A 20,546-nucleotide genomic window follows, 5' to 3' on the forward strand; every position below is an offset into this window, starting at 1 on the left:
CAGTGCCGGGCGCGCTAACCCGCCGGCACGCTGACGGAGGAACATGATGGCCCGGCTGCTATCGGTGAATGTCGGACTGCCGCGCGACATCGACTGGAAAGGCCGCACGGTGTACACCGGCATCTGGAAACGCCCGGTGCAAGGCCGCTGCTGGGCCGGCAGGCTCAATCTGCAAGGCGACGGGCAAGGCGATCCGGGCGGACACGGCGGCGAGCAGCGCGCCGTGTTCGTCTATCAGATCGAATCGTATCGTCACTGGCAGGAAACCCTGCAGCGCGGCGATTTCGAGTATGGCCACTTCGGCGAGAACTTCACGATCGAAGGCCTGCCGGACGCGGCCGTGTGCATCGGCGACCGCTATCGGATCGGCGCGGCGCTGTTCGAAGTCACACAACCGCGCGTGACCTGCTATCGCGTCGGCATCCGCACCAACGAGCCGCGCATGCCGGCCTTGCTGACCTCGAGCGGCAGGCCGGGCTTCTATCTGCGCGTGCTCGAGGAAGGCGCGGTCGGCGCCGGCGACGAGATCGTCAAGGTGGGCGAGGCGCCGGAGCGCATGAGCGTCGCCGAAATCAATGCGCTGCTGTATTCGCCGCATCATCCGCGCGAGGGTCTCGAGCGCGCGTTGCGTATCGATGCGCTTTCGCCCGGGTGGCGTGGTTCGTTCGATGCATTGCTGCGCAATGCGGACAGTGTGGCGAACGGCCATGCGGGCGGCAATGCCGGGCTCGCGCCGGCGGCCGCCGCGCATGCGGCGCCGCAAGGCTTCCGGCCGCTGACGTTAGCGGCACGCGAACCGGAGGCCGGCGACGTGCTGTCGCTGACACTGCAAGACCCGCACGGCGAGCCGCTGCCCGCGGCACTGCCGGGGCAATATGTGGCGCTGCGTCTGCCGGGCGCAGGCGGCGGCGCGCCGTGGTTTCGCAGCTATTCGCTATCGGGCGCGGTTTCGACGCAGCGGTACCGGATCAGCGTGAAGATCGAAGCGAACGGCGCAGCCGGTGCGTATCTGAAGCAGTTGGCCGTCGGCGACACGCTCGAGGTCAGCGCGCCGCGCGGCGGCTTCGTACTGCAACCCGGCGACGGGCCCGTGGTGCTGGCGAGCGCGGGCATCGGTGCCACGCCGGTGCTGGCGATGCTGCACGCGCTCGCGGCGGCCGGTTCGACGCGCGAGATATGGTGGCTGCACGGCGCGCATGATGGGCAGCACCACGTGTTCGAAGGCGAGGCGGCCGCTCTGCTGGGCACACTCACGCGCAGCAAACGCTATGTGTGCTACAGCCAGCCGGCTGCCGGCGAGCGGCCGGGCGAACGCTTCGATGCGGTGGGCCGCCTGTCGCGCGCAGCCCTGGCCGCGGCCGGCGTGCCGCGCGACGCGGATTGCTATCTGTGCGGGCCGACCCGCTTCATGGCCGACATGAAAGACGCGCTCGCCGGTCTCGGCGTCTCGCCGCGGCGGATTCACGCGGAAATCTTCAATGGCGGCGAATCGCTGACGCCGGGCATCGTCGGTGCGGTGCAGCGTGCGCCGCATCTGCCGGACGACGCGCCCGCGGCGCATGCCGCGACCGGCCCGCTGGTGTCGTTTGCGCGCAGCGGCATTGCCGTGCGCTGGAATCCGGCGGCCTATACGAGCCTGCTTGAACTTGCCGAGGCATGCGACGTACCGGTGCGCTGGTCATGCCGTAGCGGCGTGTGCCACAACTGCGAGTGCGGCATGGTTTCCGGAGCGGTTGCGTACGAGCCGCAGCCGCTCGACCAGCCGGCTCGCGGCAACGTACTGGTGTGCTGCGCGCAGCCGCTTGGCGATGTCGTGGTCGATCTGTGAATGTCGGGGCGTGTGCAGGAGGCCGCAGCCGCGAACGTGTGGCGGCACGCACACAAATTGCACGGCATTTGAGCGCTAAAACACACCATCGCATCTCAGCCCGCCTGACTGCCGGTAATATTCTGCATCCAGGCCCACGCCACGTTCGCATGCGCTGCCCGCGCGTCGCAGCGAACCGCGCCTGTGTGCCGCCTCTGCCTGACCCGCCGCCGCTCCCGCTGTGCGCTCTGTCGCACGCGAGCGGTCGACAAAACGACATGGAATTGCCGCATAGTGAAGCCGATCCTCCGCCGCCTCGCCGGCGCCGCGCCGATTGACCGCAACCGGCGCGATGCGCGCCCATCGCTGCATCCGGCGCAGCCGCACTCCGCTACGCCCGGCCGCGCCGCGCGACGCATCGCAATAGCAATCGGCATCGCCGCCGGCCTCTGCGCGATAACACCCGAGCAAGCCCGCGCTGCGCAGGACTGCCATGCGGAAATCCCTGCCGCGCAATTCTCCGGCTCGGGCCCCTACCGCTTCCTCGGTCTGCATCTATACGACGCGCAATTGTGGAGCGCCCACCTGCCGGTCAGCTACGACAACGGCTTCGCGCTGCAGCTCACCTACGCACTGTCGGCAACCCGCGAGCGTCTCGCGTCGCTCGGCCTCGACGAGATGAAACGCCTGGCCCCCGCCCCGTTGCCCGACGCGCAGGTCGCACGCTGGCGCGACGAAATGCTGCGTGCGTTCGTCGACGTGCAGCCGGGCGACTGGCTATGCGGCGTATTCTTGCCGGGCACCGGCGTACGCTTCTACGCGAACGGCACGCCGACCGCGACCATCGCCGATCTCGACTTCGCTCACGCGTTCTTCAACATCTGGCTCGACCCCGCCACGCGTGCGAAGACGCTGCGTGCGCAATTGCTCGGCGGCGGCAGCTGAGCGCGACACGCGAGCGCCCGCTTTTCGCCGCACGCATCGCCCGGATGTAAGCCCATTGTCGGCCATCGAGCCAGCCGTCACCCACGACGCATGACCTGAGGTCATGCAGGTTGAAAAAGCCTGAGATTGGTCGCGTCGCCGGCGGGCTGGAAATATCCCGCCAGAATCCGCTACGGTTGCTTTTACGCGTGAGGCCTTGTTCAATGCGCCGGATCGGAAAGGCGCCTGATCATGCGCATCACAGCGGCAATCTGCGGCGCTTTTTTTGAATAGAAGTCGGGCTTCTGCGAATCGGCGCTCGTGTAGCCCCAGAAATCCCAGCAGCCGAGCGGATTCTTCGTCGACGTCGCGGTCTGCGGATAAAGGATGATGATGTGATTGCTCTCCGCGATTTCGTCGTAGCCGGCTTGACGCGGATAGAGATCGCCGATCTTCTGCGCGTTCTGCAGGCAACCGTGAAACGCGACGTGAATGCGGCACGCGCTACCCGCCTGCGCGCAGCCGGTCGGCACATAGACATAACCGGTCGGACCCAGCGAAGCCTTGTCGTCGGGGTCGAACGGGCGCTGATCGAAACTCAGCAGGTTGCCGCCGGGCGCAACCGTCGGCGCGTTCAACGTACCGTAAATCCAGCGCAGCATGTTTTGCGATTGTTCGAAGCCGCAATTGTTGATGAACGGCGGCTGCGATAGCGCGCATCCGGTATTTGCGCTGTTAGCCGTGATGAGCCCATGGCCTGCTGCCACGTTGTCGATATACCGGATGTGGTCGTCGGGCGTGCCTGCGAGCTTGTAGAAGAGCGGTATCTGCGCGACCACACTGCTCGCGACGACATGGTCCTGGGTGCCGCTGAAAACATAGATGCGCTGCGAGGCAAGCCCGCTCACATCGTCGATGCGCTGCTCGCCTGCGAACTTGCGCGCCGCCGCCAAAGCGTCTTGCGCGCGCGGCCCGGTATCGCCGGTCGGATTCATGCAGTGGGTTTGCGCGGCGCTGGCGGGATTCGCAAGCGGGAACAGGCCCGCGCAGTAGAACGGACCGCCCGCGACGATACCTGCGCCCACGAGATGTTTCGACCACGCGACGTCGAACTGCGCAGCCATGAACGCGCCCGAAGACAGCCCCGAAACCGAGGTGTGCGTCGCGTCCGCGCCATAGCCGTGCAGCGGCGCCGCATGCAGCGCGCCGGCCATGAAAATGCCGGCAGTCACGAGCGCCGCGCGAGCGACGCGCCGGCAGCCGCTTCGGTTCAAACTCCATCCATTCATTGCATTCTCCATGATCAGACCGATGAGGTGTCCGCATCGGTACGCACTATTCTCGGCTTGTCAGGAGACTTGAGCGTTCGTCAATTGCAGAAGGACGCGTAATGACATCTCGCAGTGCGAAGCCGCCGATTAGGTCGTCGCTTGCGTCGGCTGACGCATCGACTGTCCTGAAACGTGACCGATACATGACTGAGACGTTTCTGCGCTGCCATATCAATTGACAGGACGACACCGGCGTAACTTGCGCTCGCTTATCACCGGCCACCCGCTTTCATAGGCCGCCTGCTTTAACCGATTAGCCGAGCCTATTTGAAACGGAGTCCGCTGGAATAAAAATCGGGCTTCCCGGAATATCTGCAGCACTCCGGATGTTTTCAGATACATGCCGACACATCGAAGCCGAGGTGGCAAATGTCGAATCTTACGGACTCCCGGTATGTTGAAAGATTTCCGTCGTACATCGTGTGAACCAGTGCCAACCTGAACATCAGTTCCATGTCGAGTAATCTCCCGTCTGGTTCCGCTCAATGTTTGGAGATGTGCCTTGACGCTCGCAATCGTCGAATACCCAGAAAATCCTTCGTCAGTGCAGCAGGAGAGATGGAGGTACGAATTCGAGAACCAGTGCGGCATGACGTGTCCGTCAGATCTTGGGGAAAATTTCGCCTGCTGGTCCAAAACGTGGCATGCCGGTCCGGTGGGTTTCCTGGATGCCCGCGTGACGGATCAGACATGGGTCTCCCTATTGCGGGGCAAACGCCCAGCCAGTGAAGATTGTGTGTTCGTGAAGGTGATTGCGAGTGGTTCGGTAATCATCTCGCAGCATGGTGAGGACAGAACCTTTCCCGCCTCTAGCGTATTGACCGTAGACGGCGCGTGGCCATTCAAGGAGCGCTTTCTCGGTTCAACCCGTCTCATCGCGCTAAGAATGCCCAAACAGGCGCTGAAGGCGCGCGGGTACGCCTACGGCTCGCGTCGAATCATTGTTCCCGATCTGTCATGCCCGGACGTTGCCTTTCTTAGAGACCTGTTGATCTGTATCGCTGGCCAGATGGAACTTCCCAGTCTGCCGTTTCGCGAGAGAGTGGGTGAACAGACACTAGACATGATGGAAACGTTGCTAAGCGACCCGATCAATTCTTTAGTGTCCGGACGATCCGACATTATTATTCTTCGCGCGAAGTCAACCATTGCAAGACGGCTTGGCGACTCCCGCCTGAATATCGATCAGATTGCGACAGAGCTTCGCATCTCGGCAAATTACCTGGCGAAACTCTTTAGAAAAGAAGGAACGACCGTGATGCGTTACGTTCTGGAGAAACGCCTTGAGCGGGCCCATAGCCTCATTAAACAATTCGGTCAACACCGCATGCAGATACAGGAGATCGCATACCTGTGCGGTTTTGAATCGCCATCGCACTTTAGCCGTATGTTCAAGCAGCGCTTTGGTATTTCCCCTCGGGATGCGACTGGCGCGTGACCAGGGGCTACATGTGGCTGGCGATGCATCGACGGCTGCCGGCCCTTTTCAAAGACGGAGGTGACTATGAGCAAGCTAACCACACCGGACGCGTTCGACGACCACACCTTGGTGATCAGCCGGCCCAACGCCGACCATCCGGGCGTCATGCTGCGCACTGAGTTGTCGATGCCGACGCCAATACGCGTTGCCATCGCGGCATCGTTTGATGCGCCAGCCGCGCCTGAATTGCCGGTGTCGCGCCCAGTGAGGCTGCGCGCCATATGGAGAAAGACAGAGGGAGGAGGACTGGTGTGTCACTGGACGCGCGATCCGCAATAAGCCGTGTTCCGCGCATTGCTTTAGTCATTCGGATGATGCACAGCATTTTGCGGTAAGCGCGTCGCGCGGCGACATGCCATAACGCGCCCGAAATACGCGGCTGAAATGCGTAGGCGTTGAAAACCCGCAGCGATACGCGATATCGCTGATCTGCGCGTGACCCTGAGAGCGCCTCAGCATCTCCGCCGCCAGTTCAAGGCGGCTTTCCCACACGTAGCGCATGACTGACTGGCCTGCGCCGTGAAAAATCCGGCTCAGGTGCGCGTCCGATACGCAGGCCGCCGCGGCGATTCGCGAAACCGTTAACTCTCCATTGCGCAGGTTCTGCGCGATATAGCGCCTCGCGCGAAACAGCGTCGCGTCGCTGCGGCGCGTACGCATCAGTGCAGCCGGGTCGTCGATCAGCAAATCGATCAGTTCGAGTAGCTGATCGCCCTGGCGGCGCCGCAGACTCTCGCTCGTCCTGCCGCGCTGGGCGGCGATCGACATCACAAGTTCACCGATCGCGCGCGTATCGGCGGCCGACATATCAGGCATGATCGGGCCACGCAAATCGTGCCACAGCCCGCGCTCCTTCAGCAAATGCACCGGAAAACGCAGCGCGATTATTTCGGTTTGCGTATCGAACGACTGCCTGTACGCGTGCGACGACTCGATGAGCACGATTTCGCCGGGTCCGATGCGTCCCGTCCGTTCGCCTTGTTCGATGTACATCGCGCCGGTCCTGACGAGCTTCAGGTCCAGCCATGTATCGCCACGCTCGGCAAGCGGCGCCAACGACATATGCGCGAGACAGCCGTCCACCATGTCGAGCTGTCCGAGGCTCCATATGTTGACGCGCGAGCCGGCCGGTGCGCCCGGCCCGCCGTCGCAATCCAGACGCAGCAGGCCCAGACTGTCGTGGCGCCAGCGGTCCTTGCCGTCGGCATCGTCAGTCAGTGCGACGCAGTGGAGATAGTCGTTTTTGCATGCCGTCATGACGTTGTCCATATAACCGGCGATAGGGCAGCGCCCTCGCTGCCGCACAAAAAGCAGGTGCGCAACGATGTGAAGTACGACTAGCGCTCGCGACCTCCGGGGACGGTGTTCTGACGCGCTCACTATCGGTGACGATGCTACATCGGCGGGTTTCGCATCGACTAGCCTGAAACGTGCCTCATGCGTGACTGATACGTTTCTGCGCGGCCGCATACCGCCGGGCGGATTGTCACGTGGTCCTCGTTGACCGATGCGATTGCTGCGCCGGCGTTAGCCGTACTAGCCGATCGACAAAACGACGCGGGTCGCTGGTTGAGCACGGCTATTTCGACCGGCGTCGAAACAGCTTGCGCAACGCGAGCGCGACGCTCGGCGCCTGCACACCGGGCCCGTTCTGGGCACCGCTCGCATCGGCGGTGCCGCGCGTCTGGTTGTCGATCAGCAGCACGGAAAAGAACGACCCCATCACGGCAGAGAGAATGATGAAAATCGACGCCGCATCGACCAGCAAACCGAAATACCTGAACAGCAGCAGACAGCTCAACAGCGACAGCGCATTCAACCCGATGCCGAGAATCGCCGAAGCCTTCGGCACGGTTCGCACGAACACCGCGAGCCGTGAATCGGTGCGCGGCACGTACCAGATCAGCAGCATCCCGAACCCCATGATGAAAGCGCACTCGGCCCATTTCAGCCACACTGGGCGCCGCAGGAAGCGGCCGTCGAAGATCGTCTCGATGATCTGCGCCTGAATCTCGATGCCCGGCACCAGTTCGCCAAGCGCAGTCGTGCGCGTATCGGTCAGGCCCGTGCCCGTCAGCCCGACCAGCACCAGCTTGTTGCGGATGCGCTCGTCATCGACCTTGTCTTGCAGCAGGTCGCGCGCCGACACATAGCGATCCTGAGTAACACGCATCGACGCAAAATGCAGCCATATCTCGCCATCCGGCTGGGTCGGCACGCGCACGTCGGCCACGCCGACCGCCGCCACGCCCGAGTGGTCTGCAAAAACGTCGACCGCTGCCGCCCCGGTCACCACCCGCAGCATTTCGATCGGCATGCCGGGCACCAGCTTGTCGCGCAAGCCCATGATCAACGGAATACGCCGTACGGTGCCCTGCTCGAGGCCGACGTTCAGCATCGCTTGTCCGTGCGCCGCAGCCTGCAATTCAGGCAGGCTCGCCAGCACATAGTCGAAGCGCTGCACGCTGCCGAGCGGGTCGGGGCCGTGCACCAGAATCGGCGCGCTGTGCAGGTCGGTGCTGGAATTCGATGTGGCGTGATCCAGCGCGGCCGCACCGAGTATCGAAGGTGTCGCGCGCAACGACTGCGCCAGAATCGCCTCGTGGCTCGGCAGTGCGCGCAAGCCCGCCGCGAGACTCGCGGCCGATGCGGGCAGATTGTCGGCCACCTTGTCCGGCGAAGTCTGGTCGGCCTCCGGCATATAGAGGTCGAGGCCGACCGCGAGCGGCTTATGCGCGGCGATCGCATCGATCAGACTGGCGAGCCGGTTGCGCGGCCATGGCCATTGGCCGATTGCCGCCAGCGTCCGGTCGTCGATCTCGACGATGGTCACCGGCTGCGAGGCCGGAACCCGCGGAAACCAGCGCTGAAAATGATCGAACAGCAGTTGCCGCGCGGTGCCGAACGAGTTCGGCATCACGTCGTAGAACGTATCGAGCACAGCGGGACGCGCAAGACCTTGCGGCCATTCGCTGCTCAGATTGATCAGGCTCAGGCCGAGCAGAATCGCAAAGGCCATCGGCCGTCCCCTGCCCGCCAGGACCCCGTTCTTCAGATAGCCGAAGCATGCTTTGCAGAAGCGTCTCATGTCAGCCCGTACGCCTGTGCATCGGCGCGGCTCAATGGCGGCCGCGGGCCGCGCGTGTCATTGAATCGTGATGACCACGCGCCGGTTCATCTGGTTCGGAACGCCGTCCGGCGTGTGCACTTGCGGCTCGCGTTTGCCGCGGCCGGCGGTCTCGATCTCCTGCGCGGGAATACCGGCTTTCACCAGAAAAGCCGCGACCGTCTGCGCACGGCGCATCGACAGTTTGTCGTTGAACGCGTCCGCACCCGCCATGTCGGTATGACCGACTACCGTCAGATGCGGCGCGGGCCAGTTGCGCAGCGTCGCCTTCAGTCTGTCGACGGTGGCCGCCGATTCCGGTGCGAGTTCGGTGGCGGAATCGAACAGAAAATTGATCGTGAAGGTGGTCGGGCGCGGCGGCTGCGCGGCAAGCAGCGGACCATACCGGCTCTGCACCTCGGCTGCGTTGTCCATCGTCGGTTCGATCGCGCCGCCCTTGGCAACTTCTACGCTCGCATAGGGCTTGTCGAGCACTTTCGTTTGCGTCGCGCTGTGCACCACCAGCGCGCCGACGCTGCCGTCCGGATCGGGCAGCAAGGTGACCTTGTCGGGCGGCGTGCTGCAACTGCATAGCGACGCCAACAACGCAAACAACGTGGGCAACGTGCGTAACTCGCGTAACCCGCCCGCCGGCGCGCGCCCGGCTCCGCGCGCCGCCGCCGTCATCGCGCATGCTCCGCATCGCCACCCACTTCGATGATGAACTCGGTGCCGCGCACGCCCAGCGTCGTGGTCGGCGTGCTGTAGCGTACCGCCTTGGGGTTGGCCTTCGCGATCTTGCCGTCGACCACCGCAAGCGAGCCGCGCTGGATGGTGGCGTCGAAGGTGCCGTCCCAGGTGGTCGTATTGAAGGAGAACGCGTTCAGTTCGAGCACCGAGCCTGCGCCTTCCGTGAGCAACGTATTGTCGCGCAGCGTAATGCCGACCGCCGAGCCGGGGCCGGTCACGACGCGGTCGCTGCTGTATATCTCGCTGCCGACCGCCACGTCGATGCTCTTGCCGCCGCGTTCGATATGCACCTGGCCTTTGACGGTCTTGACCACGCCGATCGCATCGGCCGCGTAAGTAGCGGCCGGCAGGCAGCCGCACGCGAACAGCAACGCAAATCTGATCGCCTGGCTTCGCATAAGGGGGTGCCTGTCGTGGCAGAAGGCGCGCGCTGCGGCGCGGACCGCGCTGAGCCGCTCGTGTCACACGGGCTTGCGCTGATCGAGCAGAGGATACGAGTCGTGTGGCCGCTTGCTCTGTGCGCTAGCGCACATATCGGTGTCGCGGCGGGCGCGCCGGTGGCAGAGATTTTGCTGGGTGAGACGCGTCGCAGAAGTTGCAACGGCGCATCGCCCGGTGAACCCGGACGATGCGCCGCTGTCATTACATCGTTTTTGCATCGATCGGAGCATCGCGCCCCGCGCGCATCAGAAGCGCGTACGCATGCCCAGCGTTGCGGCAACCTGGTTGCCGGTGCTCGACTGCGCGAGGCCGTTGATGAACGCGCCGCCGAACGCCGAACCGTTGGCGCCGTAAGCGTGCTGATACACGCCTTCGACGTAGACATCGGTACGCTTGCTGAACGCGTAATCGGCCATCAACGTCACCTGATGCCACTTCGGGTCGCCCGAGCCGCTCGACCCGTTGAAAGCGCCTTGCGTGAACGTGTAGGCGCCGGCCAGCGAGATCGCCGGCGTCAGCGTGTAGTGCACGTTGACTTCGTAGTTGTCGAAGTGCAACGAGTCGAACGCTTGCGTGATCACCGAATTCGCACCCGGCTGCGTGTTATCGAACAGCGTATGCGTCCACAACAGGCCGATCACGGCCGGTCCGATCGTATAGTTGCCGCCCGCGCCCATCACGCGCTGGCGTACCGCCGGGAAATTGACGAAGTCGTTGTTGGTGACTGCGCCGCCATTCGTCAGGCCGCCGTTGTTCAGCTGCAAATACGCTGCAGCCAGGTTGACCGGGCCGATGCTGTACGTCACGCCGAAGCTGTACGTACGGTTGTTTGCAAAACCGCCGGCCGCATTGCTGAAGCCATACAGGCCTTCGGCCTGAAAGCCCTGATACGTCGGGCTTACATATTTGACAGAGTTGTCGATATAAAACGAATCGTCGACGTTGTCGTTGTCGAACGGATGGGCGGCGAGGTTGTTGCCGTCGCCGTTATTCGCCAGCGCGATCGGGCCGAGCATGTCGACCACCGGGTCGTACTGGCGGCCGAGCGTGACCGTGCCGAACTGATCGCTTTGCACGCCGACGAAAGCCTGACGGCCGAACATCGTGCCTGCGTACGTGGTCTTGCCGTTCTGGATGTTGAAACCGTTCTCGAGGCGGAAGATCGCATGCAGGCCGCCGCCCAGGTCTTCACTGCCTTTCAGGCCCCAGACTTCGTTCGACAGCAGGCTGCTTTGTTCCTGCCACGCGCTGCTACCGCCCTGGTTGTTGGTATAAACGATACCCGTGTCGATCAACCCGTACAGGGTGACGCTGCTTTGTGCATGAGCCGCCACGGCGAAGACGGACAAAGCTGCTGCGCCGATAACCTTCTTTTTCACTTATCTACACTCCAGGAAATGCCCGGACAAAAAACCACGATGGGCGAGCATGAGCGCGGTGGGGGGGTGTAAGCCGCCTCTGTACTCGCAGCGTGGCGATTCTAGGGACATTGCTGGTTTGCAGCATCAAAAGAAACGCACGTTTCTTGCAAAGATTTCATAAACGGCGAAGTGCGCGGATCAGCGCGAACTTGCGGTTGGCGGCTGTTTGTACCGGGCTTGATGCAAAGCCGGAGCCGCGCAAAATTCCTGGTATGATTGCACCGCACCGGAACGTGCGCACCTGCGCGCTCCGGCTGTATTTCCGCCACAGCGTATGGGGCCCACACCGGATGCGCTAAGCGCACCGGCTGCGATATGCATAAAGCGTCAACTCGAATAACTTCAAACCGCCTTTTCACGCTGCTTGCATCGCCACGCGTGCTGGTAGGTGGAGGCGTCGCCTTTGCGGTCGCGATGCTTTCAATCAGTATCGTGATTCTTTACGGCGGCCGGCACGACGCGACGCAGCATTCGCTGGAATGGTCGAACAACACGCTGAACGTGGTGAGCCAGGACATCGCGCACGATATCGAGCTGTGCGACCTCGCGCTGCAAGCCGTGGTCGACGGCATGGACCGCGCCGACGTCCGGGCCGCACCCGAACCGCTGCGGCGTACCGTGCTGTTCGACCGCGCGGCGATGCTGCCGTATCTGCGCGCGGTATTCGTCGCCGACGCCAGCGGCCGCATCATCATCGATTCGCGCACGCCGCGGCCGCCCGCGGCCAGCGTCAAGAATGCCGACTATTTCGAGGTGCAGCGCGACCACGCCGCATGGGGCCTGTATGTCAGTGCGCCGCATGCGTCGCAACTGCTCGATGCCGAACAGGTGCTTTACCTGAGCCGCCGCATCACCGGTCCGGATGGCGCGTTTCTCGGCGTCGTGGTGGGGGCAATCGATGTGCGGTATCTGCAGGGGCTGCTGTCCGGCCTGAACGTCGGCGAACACGGTTCGGCCGCGCTGGTGCACACCGACGGCGAGTTCGTCGTGCGCGTGCCGGGCGGCGAGGCCATGATCGGCCGCTCGGTGCGCGGCACGCGCACGCTGGCACGTCTGATGGCCGACAGGCAAGGCTCGTTCCGGGAACAGGCGTCGGTCGACGGCGTGGTGCGGGTCTATACCTTCAAACACATCGCGGGCCTGCCGCTGATCGTCGACGTCGCGCCGGCCGAGACCGACATTTATGCGCAGTGGCGTCAGCGCGCGATCCGCGTCGGCGCGGTGATGCTGCTCGTATGCGCGGCTTTCGTCGGCGTGGCGCAGCTGTTCGTGCGCGCGCTCGGGCAAAAGGAGCGGGCCGAGGCGGCGCTGCTCAAGCTCGCGCAAACCGACGGCCTGACGGGGCTCGCGAACCGCCGCACGCTCGACGAGATTCTCGAGCGCGAGTGGCACCGCGCGGTGCGCGCGAAACAACCGCTTTCGGTGTTGTTCGTCGACCTCGATCACTTCAAGGCCTACAACGACCACTACGGGCACCAGGCCGGCGATGCGGTGCTGATCGCGCTCGGACACTGCCTCACGGAGCAGGTGCGGCGCCCGGCGGATCGCGTCGCGCGCTACGGCGGCGAAGAGTTCGTGGTGGTGCTGCCCGACACGGATAGCATCGGCGCGCTGGCGCTCGCCGAACATCTGCGCGAAGCGGTCGCGAAGCTGTCGATCGAGCATGCGGGCAGCGCCGAAGGCAAGGTGACCGTCAGCATCGGCGCGGCGAGCTGGCAAGGGCTGAGGGCGGAAAGCGTCAGCTCCGTCGTGCAGGCAGCGGATCGCGCGTTGTACCGCGCGAAATCGATCGGCCGCAATCGCGTGTTCGGCACGATTCTCGGTTGACGTCGAATGCCGCCTGCCGCGCACACTGCCGCGGTGCGCGACGGCGCTGCCGGTGCCGCCGCTGCCTTGCGCGTATCTGGTTGCGTACCCGGTTGCGTACCTAGTTGACCTGCAACGTGCCTCCGCGTCCGAGGCCGCCCTTCACGTCCTGCGCCCTGTAGCTGCGCAGCGCGACGACCATCTTGTTGTACGCGTCGATGAACGCGGCAACGGTGGCCTTGCCTTCCGGTGTCTTCGAGAAACCGCCGAGGCCGCCCGCCGCACCGCCGCCGAGGCCGGCGAGCGCCGCGCCATAATTGGTCGCCGTCGAATTGCCTTCGGCCGCCGAGATCTGCACGGCCGAGCGCACGTCGAACAGCGTCAGCGTGACCACCGAGGCCTTCGACTGCATACCGCCGGCGATCTTGCCGATCGCATTGCTGCCGATCAGCCCGCCGAGCGCGCCCGTCACCCCGCCGATCGCCGAATCGTTGATGACGATCTGCGGCTCCATGTAGTAATCCGCCGCGACCCGCTGGCCTTTCTGCTGCTTCGATCCCGCGCGGTACTCGCCGGAATTGCGCTGCAGCGACGTGATGCGCGATAGCCGCGCATCGGTTTTCTGGTTGCCGATCGACGTGATCACGAAACAGTTCGACTGCTGCACGGCGAGGCGCAGCAGCGGTTCGATGGTGGTCACCTGGGTCGCGCTGCCGAACGGGCCGTACCAGTCCGCATTGCGGCCATCGTCGACCGCGATCGTGCCGAGCGGCGCCTGGCAGCGTTCCAGCGTTTCATCGGCGCCGGCGCTGACCGCACCGCCCGCGGCGCCCGACACGCCCGCACTCTGGCCGCCGGTCGAAACCATCCCGCCGCATCCGCCCAGGCCCCCGGCGAGGCATCCGATCAAAGCCGCCGACAGCGCGCTTTTGATGCCCACATGTTTTGCATAGAGATTCATGTCGTATTTTGCGTAGTGGTGTTGAAGAGAGACCGGCAGGCGGCCGTGCGAATGGGTGGCTTGCCCGATGGTTGCTAATGGGTGCCGCGGGTTATCGCGAGTTGGCGGCGGCTACGGCTTGCGCAAGCGCGCGTGCCCCCCCCCCGCGCGTGCAGCCCGCTAATACCCGTACCAGGCGCGCTCGCGCCAATAGCCCTGATACGCGTAGCCCGAGTACCAGTCGCCGTAGTAAAGCGCGCGTTCCTGCTGTTGCCAGCGGAAATAATCCTGATCGTTCTGCTTGGCCGTACGCGCCTGTGCGAGCAACTTGCCGGACTCCGCATCGCCGCGTTGCGACGCGATCAGCAGCCATTTCTCCGCTTCGCGCGGGTCCGCGCCCATTTCGTCGAGACCGAACAGATAGAAGCGGCCGAGCGCCGCCTGCGCCTGCAAGTCGCCGCCCTCGGCCGACTTGCGCATCCACACCAGCGCCTGATAGCTGTCTTGCGCGATGCCGTCGCCGCGGAAATAGCGCAGGCCGAGGTCATACGCGGCGCGCGGGTTGCCGGCGGCCGCCTGTTTCAACGCCGCAATGCGGCCGTCCGTTGCGGCATCCTGCGCGTTGCGCGAGGTTTCCGTCGTGAGCTGGTTTTTCGGCCGGTCGGAACAGCCGTTCTGGTCGCAAATCCGCACGAACTGGCTCGCCGACGGCTGCTGTGCGCAAGCCGCAAGCGCCAGCACGGCCCATGCCGCGAACTGGCGAAACTTCATCGTGAACCCCGATTCTGATCGTAGACGGCAGACCGCAACGGCACGCTGATTCGATATCGAGCGCATGCCTGTACTGGCCTTTCGCACCTGAAAATCAGGCGAGACGATGGTAGCAGCGGCCTGGCGCGCGCTTTGGCCTCAGCGTCTCAATTGCTTGCACCAGCGTCTCACAGGTGTTTCAAACGGGGTTCAGCGCCTTGCGCGCGAGCGGCTTATTTGTCGCGGCTGTCGAGATTGCCGAGCACATCGCGCAGCGAACCCGGTTGCGGCTGCGCATGGCTGCGCGATTCCTTGCTTGAGGCGCGCATCGCGGCGGCCCGCTCGCGGGCTTCGCTCGGCGAGCAACCGAATGCCTGGCGAAAACTGCGGCTGAAGTGCGACTCGCTCTTGAAGCCGTAGCGAAACGCCAGCGTCGACAAACGCTGTGCGCCCCCTTTTGCGCCCTCGACAATCTGACGGATCTTCACGAGACGGCGCTGCTGGATATAAGCCGCCACCCCCGACTCGCGCGAGAACAGCCGATAGAGTTGGGCGCGCGAAATGCCGACGTCGCGGCAGATCTGCAACGGCGCGAGATCGGGGGAAGTCAGATTGGCATCGATGTAGCGGCGCACGCGCGTCAGCAGCGCTTCGTTGATTTCCGTCTCGGCGGCAGCGAACGTATCGAGCGACGGTAGCAGCGCGGCCGATACCATCGCAAGCGTCGCCTGCTCGACGTAGGGCAGATCGGCCGGCGCGAAATGCGGCAGCTGGCGGCGCAGCGCGAGCATGTGATCGGCCAGCAGCGTGCTGATCGGGCCTTGCAGCACCGCGCCATGCAGATTCGCGGCGCGGATGCGCGGCTCGAGCAGGTCGCGCGCGATCGTCAGGATCACGGTATCGCCGGCCACGATCTGCGAATCGAGTTCGCGCGCGAGGTCGAGCACGTAGATTTTCGAGCTTTCCGCATTGAGCGGCGTACGCGCCGCATAGCCGGAAATCGAATGGGTCATGCCGAGACACACGTACAGATGATCGAGCCCGTCCTGGCGGGCCATTTGCGTCGAACGCCGCACCGCGTAACTAACCGGCTGGCGCTCGCCGGCCCAGCTGCCGCAGCCGATCAACACCGAGCCGAGATAGCCGGTGGTCAATGCGTAGTTAAAGCCTGGGGAGACCGACTTGTCTATATCGACGGTAAATATTGCATTCACCTCGTCGCGCCACGCTTCGAATCGTTGTTCGGGCGGATATTCATTCGTGAGAAAGCGGTAAATATAGGGATTCAATGTCCGGTCTCCATGGCCCTGGATCTATTTACCCTTTTCAGGGTGGATTTTCTTTAAACCTTTTTCTGGAATTTCGCATATTAGCTTGCATGGCATTTCTACACGAAAAAGATGACACGATGCGATAAGGGATTAATTGCGGGGAAAACGCACGGGGAATCGATGCCTGAGGAAAAACGAGGGTATCGAGGCGCGCACGCGACCGGCATTGCGCCGGACGCGTGGCAGAAAGCGTGGGTTACACGTCAAACGCTACGCGTTTGCGGCGCGGCCGAGGCGGCGCGTTTCGAGTTGCGTGATCGCGCGCTGCAGCGTGCGCTCCGCATTGTCGCGCAGTTCGACGAAGCGGCAGCCGAGCACGGTGCGGCGCTCGCCGGTCGGCGTGAATGCCTCGCGCGGCGCAACGATCTCGAGATCGGTCGAGACCGAGCCGAAGCCGCCCAGCTGCAACGTGACGTTCTTCCATACGCTGCCTTTGGGCAGCGCCGCGAAGCGTGCGTCGGACGTGCGCAATGCAACGCCGCCAAGCGACAGGTCCTGCACTTCGAGCCTGAACGTATCGCCACCCTGATCGCGGCCGCTGGCGATAAACGGATCGGACAGCGGCGTGTCGACGCGGAAGAATTCGCGCCGTTGCACGTAGTACAGCGACGCCGGGAAGTTCGCCTCGAATGCCGGACGCCCTTCGAATGTGGTACGCGCGGCACGGCCAGTGAAGAATTCCGTGCGGATTCCCGCCGGCTGGCCGCGAAACGTCAGGACGTCCGCACTGGCAAGCCGCGCGTTGTAGCCATTGTCGCAGCCGCAGTCGAACACGAAACGCGCATTGCGCGAGTCGACGTCGAGCAGTTGCGTGACGATTTGCGCGCAATCGAATTCGACCGTCAGGAAGTCGCGATGATTCACGAGCTTGCGCAGGCACATCGCGATCTGCAGCGGATGATGCTGCGCGTAGCGTTCGTCGATGTCGCGTGCATGCGTGTCGATTTTTTCGGTCCGGGTCGGAGCGGCGATCATCTTGGTGTCCTTGCCTTGTGGGTTTTTATCGCGCTGCGCGACGCTCTGGTTTGTCTGGCCCATGCGGGCCGGCATAACGTTGATGGCGTGCGCGCTGTTGCGTGCCGACGCACTACTACGCGAAGACTGTGCCAGCCGTGGCTTTACGCGGCGGCCGGGTGCCGCGCTGACGTGGCGGTGCGCAGAAGCGGCGTGAAGCCGTGCTGCGACTGGTTTGACGGGGCGACAGGAATTGCCGCGTGCGGCGCGTGACGTTCGACGTAACGTTGCTTGCTACGTTACGTTCGCTGCGTGTTACGGGTACCCGCAACGTCCCCAGGCGACGGCACGGCGCCCGTTTGCATGCGTGTGCGATTGACCAGCTAGTAGAAACCCGAAGCGCGTGGGCGGCGCATGGTGCACCGGCCGCGCGGAAATCCCGGACGGCGTTCCCGGCACCCGGTCTTGTCGATGCGTGCCGATGCCGATGCGGCAGGCATCACGTCAAATCCCGGCGCATCGGCATCGCATGCCCATCGAATCGCAGCAAACCGCTACGCACGCGATGAACGCACCACGCTACCGCGATCGACGCTGTACTCATACGGCGGCAAGCCGTCGAGCGCGCGGCGCGCCACGCCGCCCGGATCGCTTTCCACATGACTCTGCACGTCGATCATCATCGTCGCGCGGCGCGTGGTGTCGTAAGGCGTCCATGTCGGCAGCGCGCCGGTGTTCGGATTGCCGGTCCGCGCAAAAGCCGTCCACGCTCCCATCACATCGCGTGACAGACCCGCGAGCTGGTCTCCATTGCCGAGCAGTCCATGCGCGGCATCCATCGTGCCGAACACGAACGGCACCTCGACCGTATGCGGCGAGCGCAGATTGCCGTCGAGCACCGGCGTTTTCCAGTCGAACACGTAGTCGTACACCGGCGCCTGGGCCGACTGCAGCGCGGCGATGCGCGTCGTATTGCGGCGGAATACATAGTCGGTGCTGAGCGCGGCGAGCAGTTCGCTCGGGTCGGCGTGGGGTAGCGTCGTGCGATATGCGTCGACAATGCGTGCGGCCGATGCCGGGCTCTGCTTCAGCAGCAGGCCGGACCGTCTCGTCACTTCGGCGAGATCCAGCGAGAAATTGCGCGGATCGGCCGCCATGTAGAGCGTCATCTCGCTGGCGGCGTTGCCGATCAGCAGCGGCATGTTGGCCGACTGCGCGGGCGCGGCGGGATCGAACGGATGCCGCACGAAGCCTCGGCCGTCGACCACCGGGCGGAACGGGTCCTGAATCGGCTTCATCGCGGCGATCAGCTGGTCCATCGGCACCGCCTGCAAGCGCACCGGATCGAGTTCCGCAAGACCCAGCCGCACAGCCAGTTGATGCGCCTGCCGCGCGGCTTCGTCGCGGCTTTCCAGATGGATGCCGCCCGAACAGCTCTCGATCACGGCCTTGTGAAACAGGCCCTGCGCAGCGGGGAAATCCATCATGGCCGCTACTTTGGCCGCGCCGCCCGACTGCCCGAACAGCGTCACGTTGCCTGCGTCGCCGCCGAATGCCGCGATGTTGTCGCGCACCCAGCGCAAACTGGCCACCACGTCGAACAGGCCGGCATTGCCTGCATCCGCAAAGCGTGGATCGCTATCGCCCAGGTGCAGGTAACCGAATACGTTGAGGCGATGATTGACAGTCACGACAACCACGTCGCCGCGGCGCGCCAGTTGCGTGCCATCGAAACCGGGCGCGGTGCCCGCGCAGTTCGACCAGCTGCCGCCATGCAGCCACACCATCACCGGCCGCTTCGCCGTCGCACGGCTGCTGGCCGGCGCAAATACATTCAGGAACAGACAGTCTTCGCTTTGCGGCTGCAGCTGCGAGTACCAGCTGTTCAGCGCGCCCAGTGGCTCGGTGGTTTGCGGCGCGGATGCGCCGAACGTATTTGCGTCCTTCACGCCTGCCCAGCGCGGCACGGGTTGCGGCAGCATGAAGCGGTTCGCGCCGGCCGTGGTATCCGCATAGCGCACGCCCTTGAACACGTCGACGCCTGCCACATTGGTGCCGCGCAACTTGCCGGCTTGCGTTTCGACAACAGGATTGCTTGCGACGGATTGCGCTGCGCAGGAGTAAAGGCCCGGCAGCATCGTGGCGCCTGCTGCTGCCGCAAGCCCCTTCAATACGACACGTCGGGCCGGATCGCGAATGCTCTCGAAACATTCGGCCTCGTTTGTTTTGGCTTTCATTGTGCTGTCTCCGTTTGATTGTGTTTCACTGCGTTTTTTGCAGTCTATCCCAAATCATTCGAATGATTCATACGGCACAAAAAAGCGTAATTCCCTATGCGTGATCAATGCGTATTGCGTGCAATCAGGCATCGTTCACTGATGCGACCAAATATTCCTCAGACCTGTGAAAAATCTGACCTACGATAGGAATTCCAATTATTCGGAGACCGCAATGTGCACTGATTTTCTTTTAAAAGCCGCTGACGGTAGCGTCGTGAATGGCCGAAGCATGGAATTCGGCACCGCACTGCACTCGGAATTGATCGTGATCGGCCGCGGGACCCCAATGTATAGCACCACGCCGCAGCTCGCACCCGGTTTGAAATGGACCTGCCAATACGGTGTAATCGGCATGAACGCGTTCGGCACGCATATCGTGACCGACGGCATGAACGAAGCGGGCCTGTCGGTAGGTTGTCTGTGGCTACCAGGCATCACACATTACGCCAGCACGGTACGCGACCCATCGCGCTCGCTGCTGGTCGGGCAAGTCGCGAACTGGTTGCTGTCGAGCTTCGCAACCACCGCAGAGGTCAAGGAGAACTTCTCGAGCGTCGAGATCTGGGGCGACAAGGAAATCGACAAACAGCTGCCGCTGCACTTCGCGGTGCACGACCGGAACGGCAACAGCCTCGTGATCGAATTCACCGACCCGGCCGGCAAACCGGTGATCTATGACAACACGGTCGGCGTGCTGACCAATGCACCGGCCTTTCCGTGGCAGTTGACCAACCTCGATACCTACGTCGGCTTGCAGGCCCAGGATGCCGAGCCGATTACGATCGGCGGCAAAACCTATAGCCCGGCGGGGCACGGCAGCGGCATGCGAGGCTTGCCCGGCGACTCCACGCCGCCGTCGCGCTTCGTGCGCACGGTTTATCAGAAGCAGTTCGCCACGCAGCCGGTGGATGTCGTCGGTGCGCGCAATCTCGCGCTGCATTTGCTGAACACCGTCGACATTCCGAAGGGAAGCAGCGCATCGCTGCCGTCTCAACGCGGCAAGGTGGAGGACGACTACACGCAATGGGCCGTCGTCAAGGCATTGAGCGCGCGGACCTTTGCGGTTCGCACTTACGACAACACGACGTTGATGGAAGTAGACCTCAGGAAAATCGATCTCGGTACGCCGGGCGAACGGACCTTTCCGGTGCCGGGGGAGCCTGTATCGATCGATATCAGTTCGAAGCTGCAGCCTCACTAATGAAGCTGCGCGAATGATGCAACAG

17 protein-coding genes are annotated in these 20,546 nt (G+C 63.7%); 6 read left to right on the plus strand and 11 right to left on the minus strand.

What is annotated here, in order from left to right; all coding sequences use genetic code 11:
- Window positions 1–43 precede the first annotated feature (43 nt).
- Window positions 44–1,828: an MOSC domain-containing protein gene (locus tag ACYVNQ_RS36520; RefSeq protein WP_460910447.1), complete on the plus strand. Its 1,785-nt coding sequence runs from the start codon at window positions 44–46 to the stop codon at window positions 1,826–1,828.
- A 273-nt stretch (window positions 1,829–2,101) separates the two neighbouring features.
- Window positions 2,102–2,752 carry a chalcone isomerase family protein gene (locus ACYVNQ_RS36525; protein WP_460910449.1) on the plus strand — a complete coding sequence of 217 codons (651 nt, stop codon included), beginning with the start codon at window positions 2,102–2,104 and terminating at the stop codon, window positions 2,750–2,752.
- A gap of 200 nt (window positions 2,753–2,952) precedes the next feature.
- On the opposite strand, the gene ACYVNQ_RS36530 is transcribed toward ACYVNQ_RS36525, so the two are convergent.
- The gene (locus tag ACYVNQ_RS36530; RefSeq protein WP_460910451.1) at window positions 2,953–4,020 is read right to left on the minus strand and encodes an extracellular catalytic domain type 2 short-chain-length polyhydroxyalkanoate depolymerase; all 1,068 of its coding nucleotides are present in this window, start codon (window positions 4,018–4,020) and stop codon (window positions 2,953–2,955) included.
- Window positions 4,021–4,564: 544 nt separating this feature from the next.
- Here ACYVNQ_RS36530 and ACYVNQ_RS36535 point away from each other — a divergent pair.
- Both ACYVNQ_RS36535 and ACYVNQ_RS36540 read left to right on the plus strand, forming a co-directional pair.
- Window positions 4,565–5,500, plus strand: a complete 936-nt coding sequence (locus tag ACYVNQ_RS36535) for a helix-turn-helix transcriptional regulator (protein WP_460910454.1) — start codon at window positions 4,565–4,567, stop codon at window positions 5,498–5,500.
- 66 nt (window positions 5,501–5,566) lie between these two features.
- Window positions 5,567–5,821 (plus strand): hypothetical protein, encoded by a 255-nt coding sequence (locus ACYVNQ_RS36540; RefSeq protein WP_460910456.1) that lies wholly within the window; start codon window positions 5,567–5,569, stop codon window positions 5,819–5,821.
- A gap of 24 nt (window positions 5,822–5,845) precedes the next feature.
- Here ACYVNQ_RS36540 and ACYVNQ_RS36545 read toward each other — a convergent pair whose 3' ends face one another.
- The 5 genes from ACYVNQ_RS36545 to ACYVNQ_RS36565 all read right to left on the minus strand — a co-directional run bounded on the left by ACYVNQ_RS36545 (window position 5,846) and on the right by ACYVNQ_RS36565 (window position 11,218).
- Window positions 5,846–6,799, minus strand: a complete 954-nt coding sequence (locus tag ACYVNQ_RS36545) for a helix-turn-helix domain-containing protein (RefSeq protein ID WP_460910458.1) — start codon at window positions 6,797–6,799, stop codon at window positions 5,846–5,848.
- A 322-nt stretch (window positions 6,800–7,121) separates the two neighbouring features.
- Entirely contained in the window at window positions 7,122–8,561 is a 1,440-nt protein-coding gene (locus ACYVNQ_RS36550; protein WP_460910459.1) for a CHASE2 domain-containing protein, read from the minus strand.
- A 126-nt stretch (window positions 8,562–8,687) separates the two neighbouring features.
- Complete coding sequence (locus ACYVNQ_RS36555) at window positions 8,688–9,272, minus strand: OmpA family protein (protein WP_460910461.1); 585 nt, start codon at window positions 9,270–9,272, stop codon at window positions 8,688–8,690.
- Window positions 9,273–9,331: 59 nt separating this feature from the next.
- A complete protein-coding gene (locus ACYVNQ_RS36560; RefSeq protein WP_460910463.1) occupies window positions 9,332–9,796 on the minus strand; it encodes a FecR family protein in 465 nt (154 codons plus the stop codon).
- Between the two features lie 288 nt (window positions 9,797–10,084).
- Window positions 10,085–11,218 carry a porin gene (locus ACYVNQ_RS36565; RefSeq protein ID WP_460910465.1) on the minus strand — a complete coding sequence of 378 codons (1,134 nt, stop codon included), beginning with the start codon at window positions 11,216–11,218 and terminating at the stop codon, window positions 10,085–10,087.
- Window positions 11,219–11,674: 456 nt separating this feature from the next.
- Here ACYVNQ_RS36565 and ACYVNQ_RS36570 point away from each other — a divergent pair, with 456 nt between their 5' ends.
- Window positions 11,675–13,087: a sensor domain-containing diguanylate cyclase gene (locus ACYVNQ_RS36570; protein WP_460910467.1), complete on the plus strand. Its 1,413-nt coding sequence runs from the start codon at window positions 11,675–11,677 to the stop codon at window positions 13,085–13,087.
- Between the two features lie 100 nt (window positions 13,088–13,187).
- On the opposite strand, the gene ACYVNQ_RS36575 is transcribed toward ACYVNQ_RS36570, so the two are convergent.
- From ACYVNQ_RS36575 to ACYVNQ_RS36595, 5 genes are all read right to left on the minus strand, one after another.
- On the minus strand, window positions 13,188–13,934 hold the full coding sequence (locus tag ACYVNQ_RS36575; RefSeq protein WP_460911250.1) for a hypothetical protein: 747 nt from the start codon (window positions 13,932–13,934) through the stop codon (window positions 13,188–13,190).
- Window positions 13,935–14,186: 252 nt separating this feature from the next.
- Window positions 14,187–14,777, minus strand: a complete 591-nt coding sequence (locus ACYVNQ_RS36580) for a tetratricopeptide repeat protein (protein WP_460910469.1) — start codon at window positions 14,775–14,777, stop codon at window positions 14,187–14,189.
- A gap of 212 nt (window positions 14,778–14,989) precedes the next feature.
- Window positions 14,990–16,045, minus strand: coding sequence for a helix-turn-helix domain-containing protein (locus ACYVNQ_RS36585; RefSeq protein WP_460910471.1), 1,056 nt, complete (start codon window positions 16,043–16,045; stop codon window positions 14,990–14,992).
- 252 nt (window positions 16,046–16,297) lie between these two features.
- A complete protein-coding gene (locus tag ACYVNQ_RS36590) occupies window positions 16,298–17,125 on the minus strand; it encodes a flagellar brake protein (RefSeq protein ID WP_460910473.1) in 828 nt (275 codons plus the stop codon).
- Between the two features lie 470 nt (window positions 17,126–17,595).
- Window positions 17,596–19,278: a carboxylesterase/lipase family protein gene (locus ACYVNQ_RS36595; protein WP_460910475.1), complete on the minus strand. Its 1,683-nt coding sequence runs from the start codon at window positions 19,276–19,278 to the stop codon at window positions 17,596–17,598.
- Between the two features lie 214 nt (window positions 19,279–19,492).
- On the opposite strand from ACYVNQ_RS36595, the gene ACYVNQ_RS36600 reads away from it, so the two are divergent.
- On the plus strand, window positions 19,493–20,521 hold the full coding sequence (locus ACYVNQ_RS36600; protein WP_460910477.1) for a linear amide C-N hydrolase: 1,029 nt from the start codon (window positions 19,493–19,495) through the stop codon (window positions 20,519–20,521).
- Window positions 20,522–20,546: the final 25 nt, after the last annotated feature.

The organism is Paraburkholderia jirisanensis (genome assembly GCF_054782355.1).